General features: G+C 64.5%; 9 protein-coding genes. 7 read left to right on the top strand and 2 right to left on the bottom strand.

Annotated features, from left to right (window positions below):
• Positions 1 to 40: 40 nt before the first annotated feature.
• Entirely contained in the window at positions 41 to 322 is a 282-nt protein-coding gene (locus ACR2J1_RS08590) for a BolA family protein (RefSeq protein ID WP_434018914.1), read from the bottom strand.
• A 110-nt stretch (positions 323 to 432) separates the two neighbouring features.
• On the opposite strand from ACR2J1_RS08590, the gene ACR2J1_RS08585 reads away from it, so the two are divergent.
• The 4 genes from ACR2J1_RS08585 (at position 433) to ACR2J1_RS08570 (ending at position 5,099) form a co-directional block, all read left to right on the top strand.
• Positions 433 to 1,059, top strand: a complete 627-nt coding sequence (locus ACR2J1_RS08585; protein WP_434018909.1) for a J domain-containing protein — start codon at positions 433 to 435, stop codon at positions 1,057 to 1,059.
• 83 nt (positions 1,060 to 1,142) lie between these two features.
• Complete coding sequence (gene cobS, locus ACR2J1_RS08580) at positions 1,143 to 2,132, top strand: cobaltochelatase subunit CobS (protein ID WP_434018908.1); 990 nt, start codon at positions 1,143 to 1,145, stop codon at positions 2,130 to 2,132.
• A gap of 2 nt (positions 2,133 to 2,134) precedes the next feature.
• Entirely contained in the window at positions 2,135 to 4,030 is a 1,896-nt protein-coding gene (gene cobT / locus ACR2J1_RS08575) for a cobaltochelatase subunit CobT (protein ID WP_434018913.1), read from the top strand.
• Between the two features lies 1 nt (position 4,031).
• Positions 4,032 to 5,099 carry an esterase-like activity of phytase family protein gene (locus ACR2J1_RS08570; RefSeq protein ID WP_434018907.1) on the top strand — a complete coding sequence of 356 codons (1,068 nt, stop codon included), beginning with the start codon at positions 4,032 to 4,034 and terminating at the stop codon, positions 5,097 to 5,099.
• On the opposite strand, the gene rpmB is transcribed toward ACR2J1_RS08570, so the two are convergent.
• A complete protein-coding gene (gene rpmB / locus ACR2J1_RS08565) occupies positions 5,096 to 5,398 on the bottom strand; it encodes a 50S ribosomal protein L28 (protein WP_434018906.1) in 303 nt (100 codons plus the stop codon). The two genes, ACR2J1_RS08570 and rpmB, sit on opposite strands and share 4 nt — an antisense overlap.
• Positions 5,399 to 5,608: 210 nt before the next feature.
• Between rpmB and ACR2J1_RS08560 the strand changes: the two genes are divergently transcribed.
• The 3 genes from ACR2J1_RS08560 (at position 5,609) to ACR2J1_RS08550 (ending at position 9,929) form a co-directional block, all read left to right on the top strand.
• Entirely contained in the window at positions 5,609 to 6,475 is an 867-nt protein-coding gene (locus ACR2J1_RS08560) for a DUF3108 domain-containing protein (RefSeq protein WP_434018905.1), read from the top strand.
• A gap of 299 nt (positions 6,476 to 6,774) precedes the next feature.
• A complete protein-coding gene (locus ACR2J1_RS08555; RefSeq protein WP_434018904.1) occupies positions 6,775 to 9,564 on the top strand; it encodes a helicase-related protein in 2,790 nt (929 codons plus the stop codon).
• Positions 9,565 to 9,572: 8 nt separating this feature from the next.
• Complete coding sequence (locus ACR2J1_RS08550; protein ID WP_434018903.1) at positions 9,573 to 9,929, top strand: RNA-binding S4 domain-containing protein; 357 nt, start codon at positions 9,573 to 9,575, stop codon at positions 9,927 to 9,929.
• The last annotated feature ends 327 nt before the right edge of the window (positions 9,930 to 10,256 follow it).

The raw sequence follows: 10,256 nt of genomic DNA, 5'->3' as shown, positions 1-10,256 counted from the left end.
CGCGAGCCGGCGGTTCCTTCTGGCGCGGCAATGTGACCGGCTAGGCGGCGGGAAGACTCTCTTCCGGCGTCAGCGCCTTGATGGCGAGCGCATGCGCGCGGCCAGCGAGTTCCTCCGCCAGCACGGCGTTGACCATGCGGTGACGATCGAGACGCGTCTTGCCCCGGAACGCGTCGGCGATAACGAAAACGCGGAAATGACTCTCGCCCGTTCCCGGTGAAGAGGCGTGAGAGGCGTGAAGATGCGACTCGTTCACGACTTGCAGCACCTGGGGCGTGAAAGCCCGTTGCAACTTTTCTCTGATGGAATGCTCGATCTGCACGGCGCTCACCTGCTCGGAACCGCGATGAAGGCAATTTGTCAGAATAGTGTCTCCGCGCTGCAAGCGCCATGCTTGCGGTGCAGCGTCGCGGTTCCCATAATGATCAATCCATGAAGCTCGATTCCAAATTCTTCGACCGGCTGCGGGTGAAGCCCGACCAGAACCGGCTGCTGCGCGACGCCTGTCCGACCTGCGAATGGGACGGCTGCAAGGAGCCCGGACTCTATCCCGCGCCCAAGGGGCGGGGGCAGGAGGGAAAGTATCACCGCTACTGCATCGAGCACGTGCGCCAGTACAACAAGACCTACAACTATTTCGCGGGCGTGCCCGACGACGAGGTGATCAAGCACCAGAAGGCGGACACGGTCGGGCATCGGCCGACCTGGTCGCTCGGCGTGAACGGCTGGGGCAAGCAGCGCGGCGGCAAAACCAGCGCGTCCGCACGAGGCTTTGCCTATGGCTTCACCACCCACGATCCGTTCGGCGTCTTCGGCCAAGGCGCCGACAAAAAGGAGAAGCCGAAGGAGCCCGAGCGGCCGATCCGGCGGCTGGAGCGCAAATGCCTGCGACAGCTTGATCTCGAGGACAGCGCCAGCAAGGCCGATATCAAGGCGCGCTTTAAACAATTGGTTAAGCGCCTGCACCCCGATCAAAACGGCGGCGACCGGCGCTCCGAGGACAAATTGCGGGAAGTCATTCAAGCCTATAATTATCTGCGGCAAGCGGGGCTTGCTTAACGGTTTTCGCCTACCATTTTAGCCCCTTGAAGTTCGCGGCTGGGCACCAACGAGCCGACGGAACAAGTACAGGTTTTCAGCCTATGTCTCTCGAAGCTAGCCACAACGGCGCCGGGCTGCCGGACATGACGGTATCGGTGCGCCAAGTTTTCGGCATCGATTCCAATCTCGAAGTTCCCGCCTACTCGCAGTCCGACGAGCATGTGCCGGATTTGGATCCGGATTACCTCTTCAACAAGGATGTGACGCTCGCGATCCTTGCGGGCTTCAAGCACAACCGCCGTGTGATGATCCAGGGCTATCACGGCACCGGCAAGTCCACCCATATCGAGCAGGTGGCGGCGCGGCTGAACTGGCCCCTGATCCGCATCAATCTCGACAGCCATGTGAGCCGCATCGATCTCGTCGGCAAGGACGCCATCGTCATTCGCGACGGCATGCAGGTGACGGAGTTCCGCGAGGGCATCCTGCCTTATGCGCTACAGACCAACACCGCGCTGTGCTTCGACGAATATGACGCCGGCCGACCTGACGTGATGTTCGTGATCCAGCGCGTGCTCGAAGTGTCGGGCAGGCTGACGCTGCTCGACCAGTCCAAGGTCATCCGGCCGCATCCGGCCTTCCGGCTGTTCGCGACCACCAACACGATCGGGCTCGGCGACACGAGCGGCCTCTATCACGGCACCCAGCAGATCAATCAGGGTCAGATGGACCGTTGGTCGATCGTGGCGACGCTCAATTATCTGCCGCATGACGACGAGGTGAATATCGTCCTCGCCAAGGCCAAATCCTGGAACACCGAAGCAGGGCGCAAGACCGTGTCGAACATGGTGCGCGTGGCCGACCTCACGCGGAACGCGTTCATGAACGGCGATCTCTCCACCGTCATGAGCCCCCGCACGGTGCTGACCTGGGCGGAGAACGCGGAGATCTTCGGCGATGTCGGTGTCGCGTTCGCGCTGAGCTTTCTCAATAAATGCGATGAGCTCGAGCGCGGGCTAATCGCCGAGTTCTACCAGCGCTGCTTCGGCGAGGACCTGCCGCAATCGACGGCCAACGTAGCCTTAAGTTGACGATGCCGCTGACCAAGCGGAAAGAAGCTCCCCTCGATCCTTTCAAGCGCGCGGTGACGCTCGCGACCCGGTCCATCGCCTGCGACGGCGCGGTGGAGGTGATTTTCACGAGCGAGCCGCCGGGGCTGGTCGGCAAGACCGCGCGCGTGCCCGAGCCCTCCCGCATTCCGAGCCGCGCCGAGATCGCCGTGATCCGCGGCCATGCCGATGCGGCCGCCCTATCGGTGGCGTGTCACGATCCGAAGCTGCACCAGGCGCTGGCGCCCGCGGGCGGCGACGCGCGCGCGGTGTTCGAGGCAATCGAGCAGGCCCGCGTGGAGGCGATCGGCACGCAGCGCATGTCGGGCGTGGCCGCCAACCTCACCGCGCGCATCGAGCAGCATTACGAGAAGAGCCGGCTGAACGAGGCGCGCGAGCGCTCCGAGGCGCCGCTCGCCGACGCTGTCGGTCTGCTCGTGCGCGAGCGCCTGACGGGACTGGCACCGCCGGCGAAAGCGCGCATCGCGGCCGATCTCTGGCGCTCCTGGATCGAGAGCCGCGGCCGTGCGGTGCTCGAGCGCATGCCCGATATGATGCTCGACCAGGAGGCCTTCGGCCGCCTGACCCGCGATCTTCTCGTGGCGCTGAACCTCGCCGATCAGCTCGACCAGGGCAGCGAGGAGGACGAGAGCGAGGAGAGCGAGCCGGACGAGAACAACACCGCCGCCGAGGACGAGAGCGACGAGGGCCAGCAGCGCTCCGACATGGCCGATGCCCGCGCCGAGCAGGACTCGCTCAGCGAAGACGGCATGGAAACTTCCGAGGACGGCAGCGCCGACCGCAACGATCTCGACGCCGATGCGGAGGACATGCCGCGGCGGCAGGAGCCGTGGCGGCCAAATCTGTCGGTGCTCAATAATCCCGAGGCCTTCGGCTACAAGATTTTCACCCGCTCATTTGACGAGATCGTGCAGGCGGAGGATCTTTGCGATGCCGAGGAGCTGGAGCGGCTGCGCGCGTTTCTCGACAAACAGCTCTCCGGGCTGCACGGCGCGGTCGCGCGGCTTGCCAACCGACTCCAGCGCCGCCTCCTCGCGCAGCAGAACCGTGATTGGGATTTCGACCTCGAGGAAGGCGTCGTCGATGCCGCGCGCCTTGCCCGCGTCATCGTCGATCCGATGTATCCCCTCAGCTACAAGCAGGAGCGCGACACCAAGTTCCGCGACACGGTGGTGACGCTGCTGCTCGACAATTCCGGCTCCATGCGCGGGCGGCCCATCATGGTTGCCGCCTGCTGCGCCGATATTCTCGCCCGCACCTTGGAGCGCTGCGGCGTCAAGGTGGAGATTCTTGGCTTCACCACGCGCGCCTGGAAGGGCGGGCACGCGCGCGAGGAATGGCTGAAGGCGCTGAAGCCGCCGCTGCCCGGCCGCCTCAACGATCTCCGCCATATCGTCTATAAATCCGCCGACGCGCCCTGGCGCCGTGCGCGCCGCCATCTCGGCCTGATGATGCGCGAGGGGCTGCTGAAGGAGAATATCGACGGCGAGGCGTTGGCCTGGGCGCATCAGCGCCTCCTGGCGCGGCCCGAGCAGCGCCGCATTCTCATGATGATCTCCGACGGTGCGCCGGTCGACGACAGCACCCTGTCGGTCAATTCCGGCTCGTGTCTGGAACGCCATTTGCGTCAAGTGATCGAAGAGATCGAAACCCGTTCGCCCGTCGAGCTGCTCGCCATCGGCATCGGCCATGACGTGACGCGCTATTACCGCCGCGCCGTCACGGTGACGGATGCGGAGGAGCTTGCCGGCGTCATGACCGAGAAGCTTGCCGAGCTGTTCGACGAGGACATGGCGTGGCGCAGGCTATACCGCATGGCGCCTTCGGCCGCGCGCGCCAAGCGCCGGAAGCTGCATTGAGGTGAATTATCTCTCTCGCAATGGCCTGCGGATCGCAGCGGTACTCCTGCTGGTCGCGGCCGCAGGCGCGCTGGTGCCGGCGCTCGCGGAAAAGCCAGCAACCACCATGGAGGCAGCGAAGCCTACCACCATCACCGCGATCCCGATCGATTTTGACCGCGAGCATCCTGAGCGCAAAGAGTTCGGCAAGCTCGTCTGGCGCGGCGGCCTCAATCTGTTCGGCAAGACAAGCTATTTCGGCGGTTTCTCCGCGCTCGCCATCGACCCCTCGGGCCGATCGCTGCTCGCCATCTCCGATGCCGGCGTCTGGCTGAGGGCGACAATCGAATATGACGGGCGCAAGATCAAAGGGCTGAGCCACGCCGTGCTGGGCCCGCTGCTCGGCAAGGACGGCGCACCGCTGCGCGATGAACTCGATCGCGATACCGAAGGTCTTGCCCTGGTGAGCGGCACGACGCAGGAGGGCACCGCCTACGTGTCGTTCGAGCGTCATCACGCTATCGAGCCTTATCCCTTCACCGCCGACCGCTTCGGTCCGCCGCGCGGCGCGCTGCCGCTCCCCGCAGGTGCCAAGGGCATGAACGCCAATCAGGGCATCGAGGCGATCGCCTATATGAACACGGGCAAGCTCAAGGGCACGCTGGTCGCCTTCTCCGAGCGCAAGACCGACAAAAAGGGCAATTTGCAGGGCTGGCTGATTGGCGGCCCGACGCCTGGCGGCATCACGCTGAGACGTCTGGGCGGTTTCGATATTACAGATGCCGCGCCGCTACCCGAAGGCGGCCTCGTCGTTCTCGAACGCCGCTTTCGCTACAGCGAGGGCGTCAAAATGCGCATTCGCCGCATCAGCGCCAACGAGATCAAGCGCGGCGCGTTGATGCTTGGAGAGGTTTTGCTGGAAGCCAACGACGCGCTCAACATCGACAACATGGAAGCGATCGCGGCGCACCGCACAGCCTCGGGCGAGACCGTGCTCACCCTCATGTCGGACGATAATTACAGCGGATTGCAGCGCACGTTGATCATGCAGTTCGCGCTGCCGCAGCCGGTGCGCGTCGGCGGACGCTAGGACGCAGCCGCGGTTTGCGTAGACTGGGCCTTCGCGATCTCGCGCTTCAAGCGCTTCGCCTTCAGGGACAGATCTTCTTCGCCGGCCTTGAGCAGAAAGGCGTCAAGGCCACCACGATGTTCGACCGACCGCAGGGCATTGGCGCTGACCGTGAGCCGCACGGGCTTCTTCAGAGCCTCGCTCTGCAATGTCACATTGCAGAGATTGGGCAGGAAGCGGCGCTTGGTCCTGCGCTTGGCATGGCTTACATTGTTGCCGGTTAGCACCCCTTTACCGGTAAGCTCGCAACGACGCGCCATCGCCTTTAAGTCCTTGTAGTTATGGGTCGGGAAATCAGCGAGGCACTGGCAAGCCCCTCGCGGCGGCCGAGATATACGATGCAGGCGCGAACGGGTCAAGGCACCCCGATCACAGCCTGCTCTATGACAATTGACGAAACCGGGAAATAGACGGACATTTGGCCCGCGGGGGCCTTCCAACCGGGGCACTATTGTGAAGGTCTTAAAGCCATGCGGGTAGCTCGACAGTTTTTGAGCATAGCGGGCGTTGCTGCGCTTTCTTGGGGAATCAGCGGCAGCGCGTCGCTCGACGGCGCTTACGCCGAAAGCGGAGTTGCCGCGAGCCAGATCGTTGCCGTCTATCAGGTGAAGATCGGCAATTTCAATCTCGGGCAATTCCGCCTCACCACTGTTCTGCGTGGCGACGCCTATGAGATGCGCGGGGAAGGCCGCTTCTCCATCCTCGACGGGCTTGTCTATGAGTGGCGCGGCACGACCGCAGGCACAGGCCGGGTCACCGATGCCGGGCCGGAGCCCGCCATGTACGCGCTCAACTTCTCCAACGGCGGCAGCAAGACCGAGCAGTTGCGCATGCTGTTTGGCGGCGGGTCGGTGACGGAAGTCTCCATGGTGCCCAATAAGAGGCCGAACCCGCGCACCATTCCGGTGACGAAGGAGCAGCTCGAGGGCGTGCTCGACCCCATGAGCGGCGCCTTTCTGACCGCCCGGTCCGTCAATCCGAATGGCGATCCCAAGGTCTGCAATCAGACCCTGCCGGTCTTTGATGGACTTCAGCGCTTCGACCTGGTGCTGAAACCAAAGCGCACGGTTCGCGTCCAGCGCCAAGGCGCGGCCGGCTATGCGGGCCCGGCCGTCATCTGCCACGTGCGCTTTATCCCGATCTCGGGCTACCAGCCCGACAATCCCGGCATCAAACTGATGTCGAAGTCGAATGAGATCGAGGTCTGGCTGATCCCCGTCAGGGGCACATCCATGTACGTGCCCTATCGCATCATTCTGCCCACGCCCATCGGCTATGGCTCGGCAGTCGTAACCTCGATCCAAGTCGGCGGCGCACGCCGCGCCAGCGCCGACTGAGAGCGCGACAACAGGTTAACGGCAACAGCCTCAAACCCAACATGTAGTAGGGAACGAATGCTGAAAATTAATACCCTCCCGATTCGTGCGTCGTTCGTTCCCGTTGCCTTCCTCGTCGCGTAACCGACCGAAAAACTCCAGTTCTGAGCAGAGCCGACGCGTCAAAAGTACGTCGCCAGCAAAAATCGTTGCTGCGCAACGAAAGAACAAAAGTGAATGGCCTGAGTCAGCGATTCGGGCGCGGTTCGTTCATCCCTTGTTCTAACGGCCTTCATCCGCTTAAGTCGAGGGAGCGTGACATGACCCGGCCCTTTTCCAACACTTCCCCTCAGACGCGCGGTCGTGGCGTCACCGCGGTGTTGGGGCCGACCAATACCGGCAAAACCCATCTCGCCATCGAGCGCATGCTGAGCCACGAGGTCGGCATCATCGGGCTGCCGCTGCGCCTCTTGGCGCGGGAAGTCTACGACAAGGTCGTGGCCCGGGTCGGCGCCGGAAAGGTGGCGCTCATCACCGGCGAAGAGAAGATCAAGCCCGCGTCGGCGCGCTTCTATGTCTGCACCGTCGAGGCCATGCCACTGGAGCTGGACGCCGATTTTGTCGCCGTCGACGAGATCCAGCTCGCCGCGGATGCGGAGCGCGGCCACGTCTTCACCGAACGCATGTTTCACGCGCGCGGCTCGAGTGAGACGCTTTTGCTCGGCGCCGGCACCATGCGCGACGTCATTCGCGAGCTGCTTCCCGTCGCCAATCTCATCTCCCGGCCGCGCCTCTCGCAGCTGACATATGCCGGCGAGAAGAAGATCACGCGACTGCCGCGGCGCGCCGCAATCGTCGCCTTCTCCGCCAATGACGTCTACGCCATCGCCGAACTGGTACGCCGGCAGCGCGGCGGCGCGGCCGTCGTTCTCGGCGCGCTGAGCCCGCGCACGCGCAACGCGCAAGTGGCGCTCTACCAAAACGGCGACGTGGATTTTCTCGTCGCGACCGACGCCATCGGCATGGGCCTCAACCTCGATCTCGATCATGTCGCCTTCGCCGGCATCCGCAAATTCGACGGCCAGAACCATCGCAATTTGAACCCGGCCGAACTGGGCCAGATCGCCGGGCGCGCCGGCCGGCACATGAATGACGGCACATTCGGCGTCACAGGGCAGGTCGCCCCCTTCGAATCCGATCTCGTCGACCGTATCGAGAATCATGGTTTCGATCAGGTCGGCGTGCTGCAATGGCGCAACCGCAAGCTCGATTTCAGCTCGATCCACGCCTTGAAGGAAAGTCTGCGCGAAAGCCCGCGCGAGCAGCGGCTGAGCCGCTCGCGCATGGTCGACGACGTCATCGCGCTGGAAAATGTGAGCCGCGACCCGGACATCATCGCCATGACCAAAAGCAAGGCGGCCACAGCCTTGCTTTGGGACATGTGCCAGGTCCCCGACTACCGCAAGATTTCCGCGAGCAGCCACGCGGAGCTCGTCGCCACGCTTTATCGCTACGTCATGAGCGACGCGGGCCGGATTCCCTCGGATTGGTTTGCGACGCAAGTTGCGCTTGCCGATCGAACCGATGGCGATCTCGACACGCTGTCCAACCGCCTGTCGCAGATCCGCACCTGGACCTTCGTCTCCCATCGCGCGCAATGGCTCGACGATCCCGAGCATTGGCAGGAGCGCACGCGCGCCATCGAGGATACCCTGTCCGATGCCTTGCATGAAAGGCTGACGAAACGCTTTGTCGATCGCCGCACCAGTGTTTTGATGCGGCGTCTGCGCGACAAGGAGGAAATCGTGGCTGAGATCGGGGCCGACGGCCGCATTCTGGTTGAAAATCACTATGTCGGACGCCTGGACGGCTTCCGGTTCACGCCTGAGTCCTCAAGCGACGGCATTCAAGGCCGCGCGACGCGGCACGCGGCAGCCAAGGTTCTCGTGGGCGAGCTGGAAAGCCGCACCGAAGCGCTTGCCGGCGCCGGCGACGACGCGATCGCGCTGGCGCCGCATGGCCGCATCGTGTGGGCCGGATCGGAGATCGGGTTTCTGGAGCCCGGCGAAAGCGCGCTCAAGCCGCGCATCCAGATCCTGGCGGACGAGCATCTGGCAGCGCCCGACCGCGACCGCATCGTGAAGCGTCTCGACGCGTGGCTTGCTTCCTATCTCGATACGCGGCTGAAGCCGCTGATGGAGCTGAGCACGGCGTCGGATCTGACCGGTCTCGGGCGCGGGCTCGCGTTTCGCCTCTGCGAGAATCTCGGCGTGTTGCGGCGCGGTGCCGCCGCTGAGGAGATCAAGGCCCTCGACCAGACCGGCCGCGCACAACTTCGGAAATACGGCGTCCGCTTCGGCGCGTTCAATCTTTATATCCCCGCGCTCCTGAAACCGGCGACGGCAGACGCGCTGCTCCTGCTTTGGGCGCTGCATTCCGGACGCGAGCATGGCGTCACCTGCGACAGCCTGCCGGAGCGCCCGCAGCAAGGCCTGACCTCGGTCCCCGCCAATAACGGCCTGCCCGAGGCATATTGGCGGACGGCCGGCTTTCACGTTGCAGGCGCGAGGGCGGTGCGCATCGACATGCTCGAACGGCTCTCGGATTTGATCCGCGACCGCATCTCCTGGCGCGCGGCGGGCGACAAGCCGGCTCCCGCCGGTGCCTCCGGCGACGGGGGCTTCCGCGTCGTGCCGGAGTTGATGTCGGTGGTGGGATGCTCGGGCGAGGAATTCGCCTCCATTCTGAAGGCGCTCGGCTTCAAACGCGAAACGCGCAAGGTTGAGGCCGGCGCGCCCGCATTGCAGGCCGACGCAGCGAGCGAGCCAGCAGCAGACGCCGCTCCCGCACCCGACGCGGTCGTGGCCCTTGCGGTTGCCGCCTCCGAGGAGATCTGGCGCCCGCGACGGCGCAAAGAGGTGCAGGCGCCAAGGCCCCGTCTTGCGCCTGCAGCTCGCAGGCAGCATGCAAGCGGTGGAGGCGACCGCCGCGCTAAGAAGCAGCCCGCGCCGGAGAAGCAGGAGAAGCCGCGCAATCTGGAGCATTCTCCTTTTGCCGCTCTGAAGGATCTCAAATTCGGCCTTGCGTCACGGCGCCCCGAGGGCAGCTGAATTCATCCATGCCCGGGCAGCGGCTCGACAAATGGCTTTGGTGCGCGCGCCTGACGCGGACGCGAACGCTCGCCACGCGGCTAATCGCGGCGGGCAAAGTGCGCGTCAACGGCGAGCGCACGCTTAAAGCCAGCCGGCTCCTGAAGGAAGGCGACGTGGTGACGGGGACCTATCTCACCCGCCTCTTCGTGGTGCGCGTGATCGGCGCGACCGAGCGGCGCGGTCCCGCAACACTCGCCCGCAGCCTTTATGAGGATTTGACTCCGGCCACGCCCCTGCCCGTTCCTCCAGAACTGCGCAAAGGCGCCCGCCCGACAAAGCGCGACCGTCGCCGCATGGACCTCGTCCGCGACGAGCCCATATGATGTCACGGCATGGCGGTTAGGCGGCGCTCGATGCGCGCATTGTGCGCGACGCGGGCTCGACACGACCGATGCGCAGCAACTCCGTGGCGCGCTTGGCAGGAACGGCCCGGCTGAAATAGAACCCTTGCGCGTGCTCGCAGCCTCGTTGGAAGAGTCATAGAGGGCGCCGACCGCCCTGATTTGCCGAGATGCTGGTCGACCCCGTTCTGCAAGACGGCGGCATAGTCGCCGGCCACATTGCTGAAGCTCTCATTGGCGAGGCGCTCTTCCCACGCCGACACCACGAGCCAGGATGCGACCGACATGAGAAGAGCGAGCACCGCAACG

Origin of the sequence: Methyloceanibacter sp., assembly GCF_050999895.1 — a bacterium.
Taxonomy (GTDB): domain Bacteria; phylum Pseudomonadota; class Alphaproteobacteria; order Rhizobiales; family Methyloligellaceae; genus Methyloceanibacter.
Note: the sequence above shows the minus strand (reverse complement) of the source record. Positions and strands in the feature narration are given on the sequence as shown.